Below are 18,006 nucleotides of genomic sequence, written 5' to 3'. Positions count from 1 at the left end.
CCCGAGCGGCTCAGCCGCCCCGGCCGATGCCGGCACCCGGCCTGCCCTGCGCCCGCCCCGCCCGGCGCTCAGCCGGCCCGGGGCCAGCCGGCCACGCGCGTCGCGGCACCGGCGATGCGCAGGGCCGCGTCGGCCGTCGCGGCGGCGAAGGACTCGGGCGGGCGGCCCGGGTCGGAGCGGTGGATCAGGATGACGCCCTCGATGAGCCCGAACACCAGGTCCGTACGCAGGGCCAGTTCATCGGCGTCCAGTCCGCCACAGGCCTCCGTCGCGGCGAGCAGCTGCCCGTAGGCGGCCTTGAGGTCCGCCCGCACCTGGCGGAAGCCGGAGAACGCCTCGGTGCGCACCTCGGGCAGCAGGTACAGCGCGCCGAGATTGTGCGGGCCGCCGCACAACAGCTCGACGTCGGAGCGGCAGAGCTGCCAGAGCCTGGCCTCGGCCGACGCCGTGCCATCGGAGAGCAGCCGGCGGGCCAGCACCAGGGACGGGGCGACGGTGGACTCCAGGAGCCCGGCCAGCAACTCCTCCTTGCCCGCGACGTAGTGGTACATCGTCGCCTGGCGCATCCCGGCACGCTCGGCGACGGCGCGGGTCGTCGTGGCCGCGTAGCCGTGAGTCGTGAACAACTCCGCCGCCGCTTCGAGGAGTTCCTCGCGCGGGGTCAGACCGCTGTCCGGCCGCTGCTGGGCGCGCGGCCGTCCGACCCGCCGTCCTGTGGTGCTCATGCCACCGATCGTCGCACACCAGCCCCGCCCGCCCCCGACGCCGGCCCGCCACCCCGGCCGCTCCCGGACGCGCCCGCTGCCTGCCGCTCCCAGCGCCCGCCCGCCACCCCGGCCACTCCCGGCACCCGCCCGGCGCCACGGCCACTCCCCGCGGCTCCTGCCCCCCGCTCCGCCACTCCGCCCGATCCGCCCGATCCGCCCGATGTGGCTACCGGGCCCGTACGGTGGCCAGCACCTCGCGGTCCGGCTGGAGGGTGAGCGACGGCACCGGCCGTATCTCACCGGGGTCCACGTCCAGGTCGAACCGCCGCGCCAGCACGGCCAGCACCAGCACGGCCTCGACCATGGCGAACCGCGCCCCGAGGCACACCCGCGGCCCGCCGCCGAACGGGAACCACGCGTACTCCGGTATCTCGTCGCCGCCGTCCGGGTTCCACCGCTCGGGCCGGAACTCCTCCGGCTCCGGGAACCACCGGGGGTCGCGATGGGTGGCCCACTGGCTGCTCCACACCCGCGTCCCCGCGACCAGCGGCAGCCCGCCGATGCTCGCCCCCTCTCTGGCCACCCCGGTGAGCAGCCAGATCGTCGGATACAGCCGCAGCGTCTCCTTCACGACGGACTGCGCGTAGGTCAGCCGGGCGTAGTCCTCGAAACCGGGTTCGCGGTCACCGAGCACCCTCTCCAGTTCCGCGGTGAGGGCTTGGCGCACCCTCGGTTCGCGCGCGAGCAGGTACCAGGCCCACACGAGCGTGCTGCTGGTCGTCTCGTGGCCGCCGATGTAGAGGGTGACCGTCTCGTCGCGTATCTCCGCGTCCGAGAGCCGCGCCCCGGTCTCGTCCTGCGCGGTGAGCAGCCTGCTCAGCAGGTCGGGGCGCTCCCCGTCGCCCTGCCGGTGCTGTGCGACGACCCGGGCGACCTCCGCGTCGATGACCGCCGAGGCCCGCTTGATCCTGGCCCTGCCCAGGGTCGGAACCCAGTCCGGCAGCAGCGCCCCGATGCCGCTGAACTCCGCCCCGATCTCCCGCTGCGCGACATCCATCGCCCGGCCGATCGCCTCGGCGTCCGCGCCGATGTCCGCGCCGAAGATGGTGCGGACGGCGATCCGCTGCGTGAGGACGGCCATCTCGCGCTTGATGTCGATCCGTTCGCCGCCGGACCACTGGTCGGCGAGCTCCACGGCGCACTCGGCCATCGTGGCGGCGTACGACCGCACCTGCTTGGGCCGTACGGACGGCTGCACCAGCGAGCGCTTGCGCCGCCAGTCCTGTCCCCGCGCCACCACCACGCCGTTGCCCATCACGGTGCGGAAGGCGATGCCCAGTTCAGGCTGGTCGAACGTCCCCTCCGTCTCCCTCATCAGCTCACCGATGTGCTCCGGATCGGCGAGGAACAGCGACGGCTTGGGGCCGAACCGCCAGCGGACCATGTCCCCCCGGGCCCGCAGCCCTTCGAAGAAGGCGAGCGGGTCCTTCCCGAACTGCGGCAGATTGCCCAGCACCGGCACCCCGCGCGGACCCGCCACGGTCGTCCCTGGCGTCCCCGACGTCCCCGGCGTCCCCGGCTCCTTGGGCTGTACGCCGGAGGCGGTACCGGTGTGCGTGGTCATGACGGGACTCCCCTGCTCGGACGGCGCACTCCGTGCGGTGCGCTTCGCACGACCTATCGAAGCGCACAGGTCCGACACCACACCAGCCCTGTGGATAACTCCAACCACGCGCCACACAGGCCCCGTTGGCCCCGCTCACACCAATGCGCCGCTTCCTCCGAGCCTCACACGTGAGGACCCGGAGGAAGCGGCGCACCAGAAGCACCAACACCAACAGCGCCAACGACACCGGAGCGGCAGCAGCGACGCCGAACAACACCACCGGCACCGCATCCCGACGACGAACCGTCAGCCCACCGACGAGTACGCGACGACGCCCCGCAGCACGGCGTCCACCGCCTTGCGCGCGTTCTTCGTGACCGTACTGCCCTCGGCCGACGACGGCGCCGCCGCCGCGATCTGCCCCAGGACGTCGATGACCTGCTTGCACCAGCGGACGAAGTCGCCCGCCGGCATCTCCGCCTCGCGCAGCACCTCGTCGAGCCCCTTGCCGGAGGCCCACATGTACACCGCCCAGGCGAAGCCGAGATCCGGCTCGCGCTGGCCGACGCCCTCCGCCTGGTTGATCTTGAAGTCCTCCTCCAGGGCGTCCAGCCTGCCCCAGATGCGGACCATCTCGCCCAGTGCGGCCTTCGCCGGCCCGGTCGGCACCTTCGGCGCGACCGCGTCGTCCGCCTGCCGCGCCTCGAAGACCAACGCCGAGACGCACGCCGCCAGTTCGGCCGGCTTGAGCCCTTCCCACACCCCTTCGCGCAGGCACTCGGACGCCAGCAGGTCCAGCTCGCCGTAGAGCCGGGCGAGCCGCTTGCCGTGCTCGGTGGCCTTGTCGCCGCGCAGGTAGTCCAGCTCGGTCAGCAGAGCGTAGATCCGGTCGAAGGTACGGGCGATGGTGTTCGTCCGCCCCTCGATGCGCCGCTCCAGCTGCCGCGTGTCCCGCTGGAGGCGGTGGTAGCGCTCGGCCCAGCGGGCGTGGTCCTCGCGCTCGTCGCAGCCGTGGCACGGGTGCGCGCGCAGCTCGGTGCGCAGCCGTGAGATCTCGCGGTCGTCGGCCGCCGCCGCGCGCTGCTTACGGTGCCGCTCCGGCGCGATGTGCCCGGCCTTGGTCCGCAGCGCGGAGGCCAGGTCACGCCGCGACTGCGGGCTGCGCGCGTTGAACGACTTCGGGATCCGCATCCGCTCCAGCGCCTCCACCGGCACCGGGAAGTCGATCGAAGCGAGCCGCTTGACCTGCCGCTCGGCGGTCAGCACCAGCGGCCTCGGCCCGTCGTGCTGGTCGAACCCGCGGTGCCCGTTGGCGCGCCCGGCCGGCAGCCCCGGATCGAGCACCAGAGCCAGTCCCGCGAACTTGCCGGTGGGCACGTGGATGACGTCACCGGGCTTGAGCTTCTCCAGCGACGCGGCCGCCGCGGCCCGCCGCTGCGTGGCACCCTGCTTGGCCAGCTCGGTCTCGCGCTCCTTGAGTTCGCGGCGCAGCCGCGCGTACTCCTCGAAGTCGCCGAGGTGGCAGGTCATGCCCTCCCGGTAGCCCTCGATCCCCTCTTCGTTCCGCTGGACCTGCTTCGAGATCCCGACGACCGACTTGTCGGCCTGGAACTGGGCGAAGGACGTCTCCAGCAGTTCGCGCGACCGGTGCCGCCCGAACTGCTCGACCAGGTTGACCGCCATGTTGTACGACGGCCTGAAGCTGGAGCGCAGCGGGTACGTGCGCGTCCCGGCCAGTCCGGCGAGCGCCCCCGGGTCCATGCCGCGCTGCCAGAGCACCACCGCGTGGCCCTCGACGTCGATGCCGCGCCGCCCGGCCCGGCCGGTCAGCTGGGTGTACTCGCCGGGGGTGATGTCGGCATGCTGTTCGCCGTTCCACTTGACGAGCTTCTCCAGCACCACCGAGCGGGCCGGCATGTTGATGCCGAGCGCCAGCGTCTCGGTCGCGAAGACGGCCTTGACCAGTCCGCGTACGAACAGCTCCTCGACGACCTCCTTGAACGTCGGCAGCATCCCGGCGTGGTGCGCGGCGATGCCCCGCTCCAGGCCCTCCAGCCATTCGTAGTACCCGAGGACGTGCAGGTCCTCGCCGGGAATGGAGGCCGTGCGCTCCTCGACGATCTCGCGCACCAGCATGCGCTCGTCCTGGTCGTTGAGCCGCAGGCCCGCGTACAGGCACTGCTGTACGGCGGCCTCGCAGCCGGCCCGGCTGAAGATGAAGGTGATGGCGGGCAGCAGGCCCGCGCTGTCGAGCCGCTCGATGACCTCGGGCCTCGCGGGCGTCCAGATGCGGCTGCGCTGTCTGCGCTCCCGCTCCCGGTCGGCCTCCCGCAGGTTGCCGCGGCCTCGGCCGCGCGCGAACGGACTGCTGTTCTCCATCCGGGCCATGCGCACCAGGTCGGGGTTGACCTCGCGCCGGCCACCCCTGCCGTCGTCGGACTCCTCGAAGAGGTCGTACATCTTGCGCCCGGCGAGCACGTGCTGCCACAGCGGCACGGGCCGGTGCTCGGAGACGATCACCTCGGTGTCGCCGCGGACGGTGTCCAGCCAGTCGCCGAACTCCTCCGCGTTGGACACGGTCGCCGAGAGCGACACGAGGGTCACCGAATCGGGGAGGTGGATGATCACCTCTTCCCAGACGGCGCCGCGGAAGCGGTCGGAGAGGTAGTGCACCTCGTCCATCACCACATAGGCGAGCCCGCGCAGCGCCTGCGATCCCGCGTACAGCATGTTCCGCAGGACCTCGGTGGTCATGACGATCACCGGGGCGTCGGCGTTGACGCTGTTGTCGCCGGTCAGCAGTCCGACCTTGTCGGCGCCGTAGCGCCTCACCAGGTCCTGGAACTTCTGGTTCGACAACGCCTTGATGGGCGTGGTGTAGAAGCACTTGCGGCGCTCGGCGAGCGCCAGGTGCACGGCGAACTCGCCCACGATGGTCTTGCCGGATCCGGTCGGGGCGGCCACGAGCACGCCCTTCCCGGCTTCCAGGGCTTTGCACGCCTCGATCTGGTACGGGTCCAGCTCGAAGTCGTACAGCTCGCGGAAGGGCGCAAGCGCGGTGGCCTGCTCGGCGGCGCGGGTCCGGGCAGCGGCGTAACGCTCAGCTGGGGAAAGGTCCTCTGTCATCTTGTCTTCGAGCCTACCCGCCACGTATGACAGTCAGCCCGATCTTTAAATCGGGCTTGGAAATCCCGCGAAGTCAGGCTTGGAGATCCCGCGCGCCGAGGACCCTGACCGCGCCCCGCACGCACTCGGCCGTGAGCGGCAGCGCGCCCAGCGGCTCCCCGTCGGCGTACCCGGTGCTCCCCCGCGCGGCCAGTTCCACCCTGGCCGCCCGGTGGACGGTGACCTTGGGGTGGCCGAGGTGCGTGCCCCGGTAGACCTGGGGGAAGACCTTGATCAGCGTCGTACGGGAGCAGTCGCCGACCACCGTGACGTCGAAGAGCCCGTCGTCGGTCCGCGCGCCGGCGCAGATGCGCATCCCGCCGCCGTACGACGTCCCGTTCCCGACGGCCACCAGCGTCGCCTCGACCTCGTGCACGTCCCCGTCGTCGAGCGTGATCCGGTACGGGACGGGCTTGAAGGAGGCCAGCTCCGCGACCATCGCGAGGTCGTACTTCAACCGCCCGCTGGGCCACCGCATCCGGTTGCCCCGGTCGTTGACCCGCGAGTCGAACCCGGAGGCGAGGACGGTCCCGAACCACTTCTCCCCCACCCGCCCCAGGTCGACGTCCGCGATCCGGCCGCCCTTGAGCGCCTCGGCGGCCAGCGCCCCGGCGCCGGCCGGGTCCCGCACGGGCAGGCCGAGCGTCCGCGCGAAGTCGTTGCCGGTCCCGACGGCGACCACGCCCAGCGGAGTCTGCGTCCCGGCGACGGCCTGCAGCGCCAGCGAGACCATGCCGTCCCCGCCGACGGCTATGAGGGCCCCGGTCCCGCCCGCGACTGCTTCGCGCGCCCGCCGCAGGGCGTCGTCCGCGTCCTGGCCGAGGACCGTGCGCACGGAGAATCCCGCGCCCCGCAACGCGGAAGCGGCCGGCTGCGCGGCGTGCGCGCCCCGGCCGCGGCCCGCGGTGGGATTGACGAAGAGGGTGATCTCACTGGTCACCCGGCGGACCCTACAAGGTCAGGTGATGTCGTCGTAACCGTTCAGCTGCTTCGGTCCCGCCCCGGCGCTCTCACCCGTGGCCTGCCCGGGCAGCGCGCGCGAGGCGGACACGGCCTCGATCTCCCCGATCGACTCCGGCGTGAGATCGAGTTCCGACGCCTCGTCGGCGTCCAGTTCGGCGTCCGGGTTGTTGCGCTGTCGGCGCTTGTCGTTGAGAAGCGAGAACGCGACCGCGACGAAGTACAGGACGGCCAGCGGGCCGGCCAGCAGGAGCATCGAGATGGGCTCGCCACCGGGGGTCGCGATGGCCGCGAAGGCGGTGAGGCCGACGAGCATGCCGCGCCACCACCGCAGCATGCGCGCGCCCGTGATGACGCCGGTGATGTTGAGCAGGATGAGCAGCAGCGGCAGCTCGAAGGCGAGGCCGAAGACGATCACCATGCGGGTGATCAGGTCGAGGTAGTCGTCGAGCGGCAGCAGGTTCTGCGCGTCGTCCGGCGTGAAGCTGAGCATGATCTCGGCGGTCTGCGGGAGGATCGCGTACGCGAGGTAGGCGCCGCCCGCGAAGAGCGGGACTCCCGCCGCCACGAAGGCCAGCGAGTAACGCTTCTCGGTGCGGTGCAGGCCGGGCGCGACGAATGCCCACAGCTGGTAGAGCCACACCGGAGTGGCGATCAGGACGCCGGCCATCAGTGAGACCTTGAGCGCGATGGTGAAGGGGGACAGCAGACCGTTGGTGGTCATCGACGCGCACGGCTTCCCGTTGCGCATGGTGACGGCGCCGTCCACACAGCCGACCGAGGACAGGATCGGCTGCATCAGGAACCGGAAGATCTCCCGCTGGTAGAACGCTGCGACGACCACCATGACAACGATGGCCAGCACAGACTTCAGCAGGCGGTTACGCAGCTCACGCAGGTGCTCGGCGAGGGGCATGCGCCCCTCGTCGTCCTTCACCTGCTTGCGGGCAGACTTGAGCAACCCACGCCCCTCGTCTCGTGCGGCAGCTGTCAGTTGGTGATTCGGCTGAACCGCGTCAGCTCTGCGTGGTGTGGCTCGGGTCGTTCACCGGACGCGCGGTGGTGACGTCTCCGGGCGCGGCCTTGATCGTGCGCGGCGCCTGGGTCTGCTGCTCGGGGGCCGTCGGAGCGGCGTCGGCCGGGCTCGCCGCCTCGTCGTCCTTCTTCATCGCCTTGGCCTCGCTCTTGAGGATACGAGCGGACTTGCCGAGGGAGCGCGCCATGTCCGGAAGCTTCTTGGCACCGAAGAGCAACAGAATGACGGCGAGGATCAGAACGATCTCGAGGGGCTTCAGATTGCCGATCATGTGCGACTTCCTTCTCACCGAGGCGGCTGGGGTGGTACTACGGGGCTGTCCCTCCGGTCGGACCGATGTCCGCCCTTCAACGCTGCAAGCGATCGTAACCCGTACGAGTAAACGCGGGGCAATGCTTGCGCGTACTGCGGATTGCGGCCCGCGCCTCGATCCAAGAGCCGCCCGACCAGCCTACGCCCCCGCCCCCAGCCCGTGGCAGCCCCTCAGGGCTACCGCCACGCTTCGCCAGTGCGGGCCAGGTTCTCCGCCGCGCGCTCCAGGTTCTCCGCGGCCGTGTTGATGTCCCGCGAGGTCTCGGCGACCTGGCGCCCGAGGCGCTGGACCTCCACGAAGACCCGGATCGCCAGGACGCCCAGTACGGCGAGACCACAGAAACCAAGAGCGATTGCGAGCATCGGCCAGAGCATGGGCAGAGCCTAGACGGTCAGACGGTGGAGTGGAGTCGCAGCGTCCGCACGCCGCCTCCGGTGAGCAGTTCCACGATCCGCTCCCCCGCCGGTTTGCGCACCGCGGCCTCGCACTCGGGGCAGGTGAAGGAGTAGAAGGTCGTACGGCTGCTGGCGCCGATCGCGAGGCGCAGCGAGCCCGCGGACAGTTCGAAGCGGGCGCCGCAGTCGGGGCAGCCCGCCTTGAAGAGGACCGGGCCCACCTGGGCGTGGATCCCCTGGGCGGGGATCTTGGGCAGTAGCGACATGTCCACCAATCTCCTCAGGCCTGACCGGCGCTCTCGTACGCGGCGAGCGCCTCGCGGGCCGCTTCGCGCGCGCTGACCGCCAGTTCCGGCGGCGACACGATGTGACCGTCCCTGCCGAGCCGCAGCGCGAGCCGCCGCAGCGAGGCCGGTTCGGGCGTCCGCAGGGTGATCCGCAGGCCGCCGTCGGGCAGCTCCTCGGCGCTGTCGTGCGGGTAGTACTCGGCGACCCAGCGCCCGCCGGGCCCGACCTCCACCACGACCTCGGGATCGTCCGCCGAGGGCTGCACGAGCCCCTCCGACAGGTCACGCAGCTCGATCTCCGGCGGTGCGGACGGCTCGTCCAGCAGCCTGATCTCGGCGACCCGGTCGAGCCGGAACGTACGCCGTGCCTCGGACTGCCGGCACCAGGCCTCCATGTAGGTGTGTCCCACGGCGAAGAGCCGGATCGGGTCCACCTCGCGCTCGGTGAGCTGGTCGCGCGCCGGCGAGTAGTAGCGCAGCCAGAGCCGGCGCCGCTCCGCGATCGCCCGGTCGACGTCCGCGAAGACCCCGCCCTCGGCCTCGAAGATCACCGAGAGCCGGGAACTGGCGCCCGCCGCCTCGCCCGCCGCGGCCTCCAGCTTCGCCGTGGCGCGCAGCAGCGCCTGCCGGTCGCCCTCGCGCAGGCCGGGGAGGGTGGCGACGGCGCGGGCGGCGACGAGCAGCGCGGTGGCCTCGTCGGCGGCGAGCCGCAGCGGCTCGGCCGTGCTCGTGCCGGAGGCGTCCGGGTTGCGCCACCAGATCCGGTCGCCGTCCGTGTCGATGTCGAGCAGGTCGCCGCCCCGGAAGCTCGTGCCGCACATGGGCAGCACGTCGAGGTCGGAGATCAGCTCGTCCTCGGTGATCCCGAAGGCGCGGGCGACGTCGCTGACGTGCGCGCCGGGGCGCTCCCGCAGATACGTCACCAGGGAGAGCATCCGCCGGGTCTGGTCGATCGCGTTCGTGGCCATGGAGGCTGTTTCCTCGGTCCTTCTCAGTCCTTGGCCACGGCGCGCAGCCGGTCCACGACGTCCGCCCGCAGATCAGCGGGCTCCAGTACGACGACCTCGGGCCCGAGCTCGACCAGCCAGGCGTCGAGCCCGTGACCGTACGGGACGGCCAGCTCGTCCCAGCCGTCGCCCAGGTCCCGTACGGCGGTGGCCCTGGCCCGCAGCGGGTAGCCGGAGCCCTGGCGCAGCTTGATCAGGGCACTGCGGGTCGCGGTCTCGCCGGCCCAGCTCTCGACGGTCTCGCGTACGGTCACCACGTCCGGCACCTCGGCCGTGAACGACCCGGTGCGGGAGCGGACCTTCCCGGTGATGCGGGAGAGCCTGAAGACGCGCTCGGCGCCGCGCTCGCGGTCCCAGCCGGCGAGGTACCAGTGGCCGCGCCAGCACTCCAGCGTCCATGGCTCGACGTGCCGGGTCTCGGGGCGGGCGGCGTTGGCCTTGCGGTAGTCGAAGACGACGGGCCGCCGGTCGCGGCAGGCCAGCATCAGCGGCTCGAAGGCCGTCTCGTGGACCGGGATGCGGGGTTCGAGGGCGCTGTGGTGCCCGTCGAGGGGGTCCTGCGCCTCGGGCATGCCGGCGGCGCGCAGCTTCTGCAGGGCGCCGCTGGCGGCGCCGGCGAGGCGGGCCTGCTGCCAGACCTTGGCGGCGAGGCCCAGGGCGGCGGCCTCCTCGGCGTCGAGGGTGATGGCGGGCAGGCGGTTGCTGTCACGGCGGGCCAGGTAGCCGACGTCGCCGTCGAGGTTCTCGACGGTTTCGATCACCAGGCCGAGTTCGCGCAGATCGTCCTTGTCACGCTCGAACATCCGGTTGAAGGAGTCGTCGGTGCCGGCCTCCAGGTAGGCCTCGATGGACTCGCGCAGTTCCCGCTTGCTGAGCGGGCGCCGGGTCCCGAGCAGGCACAACGCCAGGTTCATCAACCGTTCGGCCTTGGCGATCGCCATCGGCACCCTCTTTCTTGCTCTACGACCCTCGACCGTACCGCCCCGGGGTGTCGCGGCAAAAGCCGAGGGCCCATGCCGGACGGCATGGGCCCTCGTAGCGCTCCTACTTGATCGGAACGCGCCTCGATCAGACCGCGACGAGGTCGCAGACAAAGATCAGCGTCTCGCCCGGCTTGATGACGCCGCCGGCGCCGCTGTCGCCGTACGCGAGGTGCGGGGGAATGATCAGCTCGCGACGGCCGCCGACCTTCATGCCCTGCACGCCCTGGTCCCAGCCGGCGATGACGCGCCCGCCGCCGAGCGGGAACTGCAGCGGGGTGCCGCGGTTCCAGCTGGAGTCGAACTCCTCGCCGGTGGAGAACGCCACGCCCACGTAGTGGACCTTGACGTTGTGGCCCGCCTTGGCCACCTCGCCGTCGCCCTCCCAGATGTCCCTGATCTTCAGGTCCTTCGGCGGCTCGCCACCCGGGAAGTCGACCTCGGGCTTGTCGATGCTCACGGAAATGCTCCTCTGTACTACGAACTGGGCAACCTGGACAGTCTTACATCACCGCGAGAATGTCCACCTGGAACACCAGCGTCGAGTTGGCGGGGATGGTCTGCTGCTTCTTGTCACCGAACGCCTGGTCCGGCGGGATGACGAGGAGCACGCGGCTGCCGGCCTTCTTGCCGACCAGACCGTCCTTGAGACCCTTCAGGGTGAGCTGCGGGAGCGCGAACTGCTGGGTCTTGCCCTGCGCGTACGTGCTGTCGAAGAGCTTGCCGTCCTTCCACACCAGGCCCTGGTAGGCGACCGACACCGTGTCGGTGGCCTTCACCACCGGGCCGTCGCTCTCCAGTACGTACCGGGAGACGAGCTTCTTCGACGGGTCCGACTGCTTGGGGACGGTGACCTTGGGCGCCTTGCCGTCGGTGTTGGTGCCGACCTTGGGCAGGTCGATGTTGTCCTGCGCGACCTCGGTGCCCTTGGCGGAGGCGGGGATGCTCTTGGCCTTCAGGATGTCCACGACGAAGACCAGCGTGGCGTTCGGCTTGATCGTGGGCGGCTGGCCCTGCGCCCCGTACCCCATCTCCGGCGGGATGACGAGCTGGACGCGGCTGCCGACCTTCTGGCCCTCCAGGCCCTTGTCCCAGCCGGGGATGACCATGCCCGCGCCGAGGGTCAGCGGGAACGGCTGCTTGCGGTCGAAGCTGTTGTCGAAGGGCTTCGTGGAGTCCCACTGCTGGCCGAGGTAGTTCACCTCGATGGCGTCACCCTTCTTGAGGGTCGCAGCATCGTCCTTGCCCTTGCTGAGGACCTCGGTCTTCAGTTCCTTGGGCGGATCGCCCTCACCCTTGGCAAGGGTCGGCTTCTCGCCGAACTTGGCTCCCGCGGTGATCGCCGGCAGTCCGTTCTTTGACGAGGTGGAGTCGGAGCCCTTGTCGTCGCTGCCGCACGCCGCTGTCGAGAGCAGCAGCAGGGGGACGACAAGTAGGCCGGCAAGTCGGCGCACGTGTTCCTCAGATCTCAGACGGCACAGTAGTCGCCCGCCACTCTAAGGCGTGGCCCGGGCCCCGCACGAGGAACGTGCGGGGCCCGGGTCGCGTTCCGGAGAACCGGAAATGGCCGGATCACATACCGGCGATGAGCTTTTCCACCCGGTCGTCGACCGACCGGAAGGGGTCCTTGCACAACACGGTCCGCTGTGCCTGGTCGTTGAGCTTGAGGTGCACCCAGTCGACGGTGAAGTCGCGCCGCTGCTCCTGGGCCCGGCGGATGAAGTCGCCGCGCAGCCGGGCGCGGGTGGTCTGCGGCGGCACCGACTTGCCTTCGAAGATCTTCAAGTCGTTGCAGATGCGAGCGGCTTGTCCCTTCTTCTCCAGCAGGTAGTAGAGCCCGCGCCGACGGTGGATGTCGTGGTACGCGAGGTCTATCTGGGCGACCCGGGGGTGCGACATGGTCATGTTGTGCTTGGCGCGGTAGCGCTCGATGAGCTTGTACTTCATGACCCAGTCGATCTCGGTGCCGATCCGGTCGAGGTCCTCGGCCTCGATCGCGTCGAGCGCGCGGCCCCACAGTTCGAGGACCTGCTCGACCGTGCCGGTGCGGATGCCGCGGCGGTCGACGAAGTCCACGGCCTTCTCGTAGTACTCGCGCTGCACCTCTATGGCGGACGCCTCGCGTCCGCTGGCCAGGCGCACCTTGCGCTGGCCGGTGATGTCGTGGCTGACCTCGCGGATGGCCCGGATGGGGTTCTCCAGGGTGAGGTCGCGCATCACCGTGCCCGCCTCGATCATGCGCAGGACGAGGTCGGTGGCGCCGACCTTGAGCAGCATGGTCGTCTCGGACATGTTGGAGTCGCCGACGATGACGTGGAGCCTGCGGTAGCGCTCGGCGTCCGCGTGCGGTTCGTCGCGGGTGTTGATGATCGGCCGGGAGCGGGTCGTGGCGGAGCTGACGCCCTCCCAGATGTGCTCGGCGCGCTGGCTGACGCAGAAGACCGCGCCGCGCGGGGTCTGCAGCACCTTGCCGGCGCCGCAGATGAGCTGCCGGGTGACGAGGAACGGGATGAGGATGTCCGCGAGCCTGGAGAACTCTCCATGGCGGGCCACGAGGTAATTCTCGTGGCAGCCGTAGGAGTTTCCCGCAGAGTCGGTGTTGTTCTTGAAGAGATAGACGTCGCCCGCGATTCCCTCCTCGTGCAGGCGGCGTTCGGCGTCGACGAGCAGGCCCTCGAGAATGCGCTCGCCGGCCTTGTCGTGGGTGACGAGCTCGGTCACGTCGTCGCATTCGGGAGTTGCGTATTCCGGATGCGATCCCACGTCGAGGTAGAGGCGGGCGCCGTTCCGCAGGAAGACATTGCTGCTGCGGCCCCATGACACAACACGGCGGAAGAGGTAGCGCGCCACTTCGTCAGGAGACAGTCGGCGCTGTCCCCTGAACGTGCACGTGACGCCGTACTCGTTCTCCAGCCCGAAAATGCGGCGGTCCATGACTGAACATTACGCCTGATGGCCTGTCCTGAAACCGGGTTCGGCCGCTCCGATTCGATCATTTTCGCAAGGGATTACGACAGAGTCCCGGGGAAGGGGAGCGGTGACGGGAATCGTGAGAACCCGCCGGGTGGTCAGCAGCACCACCAGAGCGGCCACTCCGCCCCCTGCCGCGACGGCGAAGCTGGCCGCGGTACCGCCGTACTCGACCGCCGGTCCGGCGACGCCGGTTCCCACCGCGGCGCCTACGCCGAAGGTGGTGACCAGCCAGGAGAACGCCTCGGTGACGGTGCCGCGCGGGGCGTGCCGGTCGACGACGATGAACGCGCAGGCGAGCGCGGGGGCGAGGAAGACCCCGGAGACGGCGGCGAGCACGACCATCGCGGGGACGCCGGGCGTGAGCATCAGCGGCAGGTACCCCGCCGCGAGCAGGGCGACGATGAAGCGCAGCCGCCGTTCGGGGGCGCCGGCCCACTGCCGGGCGCCGTACAGCATGCCGCCCCCGAGCGCGCCGAGGCCGAGCGCCGCCATGAGCCAGCCGTAGACCGCCTCGCGCCCGTGGTCGTCGGCGTACGCGACCCCCGCGACAGTGATGGAGCCGAGCGCGAGACCGACGAAGAAGAACGAGCCGAGCAGGGCCAGCAGCCCGGGCGAGCGCAGAGCGCCCAGCCAGTGCGCCTCGCGGGGCGCCGAGCGCCAGGTGCGCGAAGGCTCGGACAGGACGACCGAGAGCGCGCCCAGCACGCCCACGGCGTTGATGACGAGGAGGGCTGCCGCCGGTGACCAGAGCGCCACGAGCAGCGTCACCAGCAGCGGGCCGACGGTGAACATGATCTCCTGCGCCACGGCGTCCATGGCGTACGCCCGGTGCACCCGGTCCTCACGTCCGAGCACGTCGGGCCACAGGGCCCGCAGCCCGCCTTCGAGGGGCGGGGTGAAGACGCCGGCGAGGGCCACGGCGGCGTACGCGAGCGGGAGCGGGTCGGTCCCGGCGATGGTGAGCAGGACCATGCCGAGGGCGGACAGGACGGCGGCGGGCAGCTGCACGCGCGGCTGCCCGTACAGGTCCACGGCGCGGCCGAGCAGCGGCTGTCCCACCGCGTTGGCCAGCCCGTACACGGCCGCGAGGCCGCCGGCCAGGGTGTAGCTGCCCCCCTCGGCGCGGGCGAGCAGCACGATCGCGATGGGGGCGGTGGCGTTGGGCAGCCGCCCCACCAGCGTGCCCGCCAGCAGGCGTGCGGCGTGCCGCGTCCTCAGCAGTTCCGCGTATCCCGCGGCCATGTCCGCCCCTCTCCGCTCCGGCGCGCACCGAAGTTGTACGTATAACCTCTGGCGTCATACGTACCATGAGCCAGGCCGCGGGTCCACCTCGCGGCGTAGAGCCCTTGCTGCGGAGGCACGCGTGACCAGCCCGGACGAGACCCCGGACGACACCAGCGGCGCCGGCGCGGGAACGCCCCCCACGCCGCCGACCAGCAGGGACGTGGCCCGGGCCGCCGGGGTTTCGCAGGCGACCGTCTCGCTCGTGCTCGGTGACAAGTGGCGCGGCCGGGTGTCGGAGCGCACAGCGGACCTCGTGCGCGGGGCGGCGCGGGAGCTGGGGTACCGCCCCAATCTCGCCGCCCGGAACCTGCGGCTCGGCAGGACCAGGACCGCGCTGCTCGTCGTGCCCGCGCTCACCAACGAGTTCTTCGCCCGGGTCTACGCCGGGGCCGCCCGCACGGCCGCCGAGCACGACTTCGGCGTCGTCCTCTACCCCTCCCCCGAAGGCACCGGGCCGGCCCGGGACCCCTTCGCCTCGGCGCGGGCGGCGCTGGACGGGGTCATCGCCTCCTCGATGGCCACCGGCGCCCTGGAGGCGATCCGGGGCACGGGGCTGCCGCTCGTGATGCTCGACAGCGACCCGGCGGATCCGGGGGCCGCCGCGTACGTGAACCTCGGCATCGCCGACGGCATGCGCCTGGTGACGGACCATCTGCTCACCCTGGGCCACCGCCGGTTCGCGCATCTCGCGTCGGCCGTGGCCTCCTGGACGTTCGACGTACGGGCGACGGCCCTTCAGGAGGCACTGCGCCAGGTCCCCGACGCCGTGGTGCGCACGGTGCACGCGCCGCTGGACGTACACGGCGCGCGCAGGGCCGCCGAACTGGCCCTGACCGGCCCGGGGCCGCGGCCGACCGCACTGGTCTGCGACGACGACATCGTCGCGGCGGGCGCCTGCAAGGCGGTACGCCGCCTCGGCCTGCGGGTGCCCGAGGACGTGTCGGTCACCGGCTTCGACGACCTGGCCCTCGCGACCGCCGTGGAGCCGGAACTCACGACCGTACGACTGCCCGCCGAGCGGGTCGGCGAGCGAGGCATGGCGGCGCTGCTGGCCGTGCTGGACGGACGGACGCCCGAGAGCGGCGACATCCCCGTGGAACTGATGGTCCGCGGCTCCAGCGCGCCCGCCTGACGCCCCGTCGGGTCATGCGGGTGCCCCGGACCGCTGGGCGGACCGGGGCACCGGACATGAAGTCCGCGGTCGCTATTCCTCGGTGTCCGACGGGGTGTCGGTGGGCGCGGCCGCGTCGCCGTCCGCCTCCAGCAGGCGGTCGAGCTGACGGCCGACGATGCGCTTGAACTTCCGCTCCTGCGGGCGCGTGCGGTCCAGGACCGCCACCTCGAGCCGCTCTGCGGGGATCTCCCGCTCGCTGCCGTTGGTGTCCCGGGACAGGGCCTGCACGGCGAGCTTGAGCGCCTCCGCCAGCGTCATCCCGTCCCGGTGGCGCTGGTCGAGGAAGCTGCTGATCTGCTCCGCGTTGCCGCCGACCGCGACCGACCCGTGCTCGTCCACGATCGAACCGTCGTGGGGCAGCCGGTAGATCTGGTCGCCCTCGGGGCGGGCCCCGACCTCGGCGACGACCAGCTCCACCTCGTACGGCTTCTCGGCGTTGCTGGAGAAGATCGTGCCCAGCGTCTGCGCGTAGACGTTGGCGAGGCCACGGGCCGTCACATCTTCGCGGTCGTAGGTGTATCCGCGCAGATCGGCGTACCGGACGCCACCGATCCGCAGGTTCTCGTACTCGTTGTACTTGCCGGCGGCGGCGAAGCCGATCCGGTCGTAGATCTCGCTGAACTTGTGCAGCGCGCGGGACGGGTTCTCGCCGACGAATACGATGCCGTCGGCGTACTGCAGCACGACAAGGCTGCGACCGCGGGCGATGCCCTTCCGGGCGTATTCCGCCCGGTCGGCCATGGCCTGCTGGGGTGAGACATAGAACGGCGTCGACACCGGCTATCCGTCCCTTTCTGTCGTTGTCACGTGGATTCCGAGGACAGGAGCCGTCAGAGGAGCGCGGCCCGGGGACCGTCGGGCCGCTCCAGCCGCCGCTCCAGGATCGAGCGGGCCAGCTCCGAGGACTCCGCCTCGGTGAGCCGCCGGAAGCCCTCTTCGGTGATCACGGTGACGATCGGATAGATCCGGCGGGCCACGTCCGGGCCGCCGGTCGCCGAGTCGTCGTCGGCGGCGTCGTACAGCGCCTGGACGACCAGCGTGGTGGTCTGCTGCTCCGTCAGGTCGTCGCGGTAGAGCTTCTTCATCGAGCCGCGGGCGAAGATGGAGCCGGAGCCCGTCGCCGCGTAGCCCTGCTCCTCGGAGCGGCCGCCCGTCACGTCGTACGAGAAGATGCGGCCCTTCTCGCGGTCGACGTCCCAGCCCGCGAAGAGCGGGACGACGGCCAGGCCCTGCATCGCCATGCCGAGGTTGCTGCGGATCATCGTGGAGAGCCGGTTCGCCTTGCCCTCCAGGGAGAGCTGGGCGCCTTCCACCTTCTCGAAGTGCTCCAGCTCCAGCTGGAAGAGCCTGACCATCTCCACCGCCAGGCCGGCGGTCCCGGCGATGCCCACCGCCGAGTACTCGTCGGCGGGGAACACCTTCTCGATGTCCCGCTGCGCGATCATGTTGCCCATGGTGGCCCGCCGGTCGCCGGCGAGCACCACGCCGCCGGGGAACGCGGCGGCGACGATCGTCGTGCCGTGCGGAGCCTCTATGACGCCCTTGACGGGCGGCAGGACGCGCCTTCCCGGCAGCATCTCGGGCGCATGGTCGCCCAGGAAGTCCATGAACGACGACGAGCCCGGCGTCAGGAAGGCAGCCGGCAGACGCCCGGTGCTACGAGGGTTGGCTTCCACGCGTTTCCTTCCGGGTAGGCGGCGGCCCGCCACTGGGAGGCCGGGCCGATCTTGCGAACTGTGCAGGGACGATACCCCTACGGTGGCCGGTCATCCGTCCCGGTGTGCCGGACCTCGGTCCACGGCCACCGGGACGGACAACCGGCTCTACTCGCCGCCCTTTTGGACGAAGGAGCGCACGAAGTCCTCCGCGTTCTCCTCGAGCACGTCGTCGATTTCGTCGAGTACCGAGTCGACGTCGTCCGACAGCTTCTCCTGGCGCTCCTTGAGGTCCTCGGAAGCCTGCGCGTCCTGCGCGGTCTCCTCGGCCTCCCCGGTGGAACGCGTCGCCTTCTGCTGTCCGCCGTCGGTGTCCTTGGTCGCCATCTCTACCTCACCCCGCTCGCTCGGTTCGATGTCCTTGATCAGACCCTACAAGCGGGGTCTGACATCCGCGCCGTACT

Annotated in this window: 18 protein-coding genes; 1 reads left to right on the top strand and 17 read right to left on the bottom strand. The window is 71.1% G+C overall.

The window, feature by feature from the left end:
- Positions 1-68: 68 nt before the first annotated feature.
- From IE185_RS05545 to IE185_RS05480, 14 genes are all read right to left on the bottom strand, one after another.
- Positions 69-725, bottom strand: coding sequence for a TetR/AcrR family transcriptional regulator (locus tag IE185_RS05545; protein ID WP_138899018.1), 657 nt, complete (start codon positions 723-725; stop codon positions 69-71).
- Positions 726-933: 208 nt separating this feature from the next.
- Positions 934-2,331 (bottom strand): cytochrome P450, encoded by a 1,398-nt coding sequence (locus IE185_RS05540; protein ID WP_189714735.1) that lies wholly within the window; start codon positions 2,329-2,331, stop codon positions 934-936.
- 288 nt (positions 2,332-2,619) lie between these two features.
- Positions 2,620-5,439: a DEAD/DEAH box helicase gene (locus IE185_RS05535; protein ID WP_138897687.1), complete on the bottom strand. Its 2,820-nt coding sequence runs from the start codon at positions 5,437-5,439 to the stop codon at positions 2,620-2,622.
- A gap of 73 nt (positions 5,440-5,512) precedes the next feature.
- Positions 5,513-6,418: a diacylglycerol kinase gene (locus IE185_RS05530; protein ID WP_138897688.1), complete on the bottom strand. Its 906-nt coding sequence runs from the start codon at positions 6,416-6,418 to the stop codon at positions 5,513-5,515.
- An 18-nt stretch (positions 6,419-6,436) separates the two neighbouring features.
- Positions 6,437-7,399 carry a twin-arginine translocase subunit TatC gene (tatC, locus tag IE185_RS05525; protein WP_138897689.1) on the bottom strand — a complete coding sequence of 321 codons (963 nt, stop codon included), beginning with the start codon at positions 7,397-7,399 and terminating at the stop codon, positions 6,437-6,439.
- 55 nt (positions 7,400-7,454) lie between these two features.
- Positions 7,455-7,745 (bottom strand): Sec-independent protein translocase subunit TatA, encoded by a 291-nt coding sequence (gene tatA, locus IE185_RS05520; RefSeq protein ID WP_138897690.1) that lies wholly within the window; start codon positions 7,743-7,745, stop codon positions 7,455-7,457.
- Between the two features lie 218 nt (positions 7,746-7,963).
- The gene (locus IE185_RS05515) at positions 7,964-8,161 is read right to left on the bottom strand and encodes a hypothetical protein (protein ID WP_138895635.1); all 198 of its coding nucleotides are present in this window, start codon (positions 8,159-8,161) and stop codon (positions 7,964-7,966) included.
- A gap of 17 nt (positions 8,162-8,178) precedes the next feature.
- Positions 8,179-8,448 carry a hypothetical protein gene (locus IE185_RS05510; RefSeq protein ID WP_138895636.1) on the bottom strand — a complete coding sequence of 90 codons (270 nt, stop codon included), beginning with the start codon at positions 8,446-8,448 and terminating at the stop codon, positions 8,179-8,181.
- 14 nt (positions 8,449-8,462) lie between these two features.
- Complete coding sequence (locus IE185_RS05505; protein WP_138895637.1) at positions 8,463-9,437, bottom strand: helix-turn-helix transcriptional regulator; 975 nt, start codon at positions 9,435-9,437, stop codon at positions 8,463-8,465.
- Between the two features lie 23 nt (positions 9,438-9,460).
- The gene (locus IE185_RS05500; RefSeq protein WP_138895638.1) at positions 9,461-10,417 is read right to left on the bottom strand and encodes a helix-turn-helix transcriptional regulator; all 957 of its coding nucleotides are present in this window, start codon (positions 10,415-10,417) and stop codon (positions 9,461-9,463) included.
- Positions 10,418-10,544: 127 nt separating this feature from the next.
- A complete protein-coding gene (locus tag IE185_RS05495) occupies positions 10,545-10,916 on the bottom strand; it encodes an FKBP-type peptidyl-prolyl cis-trans isomerase (protein ID WP_138895639.1) in 372 nt (123 codons plus the stop codon).
- A 43-nt stretch (positions 10,917-10,959) separates the two neighbouring features.
- Positions 10,960-11,910, bottom strand: a complete 951-nt coding sequence (locus IE185_RS05490; protein WP_138895640.1) for an FKBP-type peptidyl-prolyl cis-trans isomerase — start codon at positions 11,908-11,910, stop codon at positions 10,960-10,962.
- A gap of 118 nt (positions 11,911-12,028) precedes the next feature.
- Complete coding sequence (gene pafA, locus IE185_RS05485; protein WP_138895641.1) at positions 12,029-13,390, bottom strand: Pup--protein ligase; 1,362 nt, start codon at positions 13,388-13,390, stop codon at positions 12,029-12,031.
- Positions 13,391-13,399: 9 nt separating this feature from the next.
- Positions 13,400-14,671, bottom strand: a complete 1,272-nt coding sequence (locus tag IE185_RS05480; protein ID WP_138895642.1) for an MFS transporter — start codon at positions 14,669-14,671, stop codon at positions 13,400-13,402.
- Between the two features lie 202 nt (positions 14,672-14,873).
- Here IE185_RS05480 and IE185_RS05475 point away from each other — a divergent pair, with 202 nt between their 5' ends.
- Positions 14,874-15,845, top strand: a complete 972-nt coding sequence (locus IE185_RS05475) for a LacI family DNA-binding transcriptional regulator (protein WP_229843373.1) — start codon at positions 14,874-14,876, stop codon at positions 15,843-15,845.
- A gap of 72 nt (positions 15,846-15,917) precedes the next feature.
- On the opposite strand, the gene prcA is transcribed toward IE185_RS05475, so the two are convergent.
- The 3 genes from prcA to IE185_RS05460 form a co-directional block, all read right to left on the bottom strand.
- Positions 15,918-16,664, bottom strand: a complete 747-nt coding sequence (gene prcA / locus IE185_RS05470) for a proteasome subunit alpha (RefSeq protein WP_138895644.1) — start codon at positions 16,662-16,664, stop codon at positions 15,918-15,920.
- 53 nt (positions 16,665-16,717) lie between these two features.
- Entirely contained in the window at positions 16,718-17,563 is an 846-nt protein-coding gene (prcB, locus tag IE185_RS05465) for a proteasome subunit beta (RefSeq protein ID WP_138895645.1), read from the bottom strand.
- A gap of 147 nt (positions 17,564-17,710) precedes the next feature.
- On the bottom strand, positions 17,711-17,929 hold the full coding sequence (locus IE185_RS05460) for a ubiquitin-like protein Pup (RefSeq protein WP_069929576.1): 219 nt from the start codon (positions 17,927-17,929) through the stop codon (positions 17,711-17,713).
- Positions 17,930-18,006 lie beyond the last annotated feature (77 nt).

Source organism: Streptomyces chryseus (assembly GCF_014650755.1).
In the GTDB taxonomy this organism is placed as follows: Bacteria; Actinomycetota; Actinomycetes; order Streptomycetales; family Streptomycetaceae; genus Streptomyces; species Streptomyces chryseus.
Note: the sequence above shows the minus strand (reverse complement) of the source record. Positions and strands in the feature narration are given on the sequence as shown.

Coding starts and splice junctions, on each gene's coding strand:
- IE185_RS05545 (WP_138899018.1), bottom strand. CDS start 725: ATGAGCACCACAGGACGGCGGGTCGGACGGCCGCGCGCCCAGCAGCGG.
- IE185_RS05540 (WP_189714735.1), bottom strand. CDS start 2,331: ATGACCACGCACACCGGTACCGCCTCCGGCGTACAGCCCAAGGAGCCG.
- IE185_RS05535 (WP_138897687.1), bottom strand. CDS start 5,439: ATGACAGAGGACCTTTCCCCAGCTGAGCGTTACGCCGCTGCCCGGACC.
- tatA (WP_138897690.1), bottom strand. CDS start 7,745: ATGATCGGCAATCTGAAGCCCCTCGAGATCGTTCTGATCCTCGCCGTC.
- IE185_RS05515 (WP_138895635.1), bottom strand. CDS start 8,161: ATGCTCTGGCCGATGCTCGCAATCGCTCTTGGTTTCTGTGGTCTCGCC.
- IE185_RS05510 (WP_138895636.1), bottom strand. CDS start 8,448: ATGTCGCTACTGCCCAAGATCCCCGCCCAGGGGATCCACGCCCAGGTG.
- IE185_RS05505 (WP_138895637.1), bottom strand. CDS start 9,437: ATGGCCACGAACGCGATCGACCAGACCCGGCGGATGCTCTCCCTGGTG.
- IE185_RS05500 (WP_138895638.1), bottom strand. CDS start 10,417: ATGGCGATCGCCAAGGCCGAACGGTTGATGAACCTGGCGTTGTGCCTG.
- pafA (WP_138895641.1), bottom strand. CDS start 13,390: ATGGACCGCCGCATTTTCGGGCTGGAGAACGAGTACGGCGTCACGTGC.
- IE185_RS05480 (WP_138895642.1), bottom strand. CDS start 14,671: ATGGCCGCGGGATACGCGGAACTGCTGAGGACGCGGCACGCCGCACGC.
- IE185_RS05460 (WP_069929576.1), bottom strand. CDS start 17,929: ATGGCGACCAAGGACACCGACGGCGGACAGCAGAAGGCGACGCGTTCC.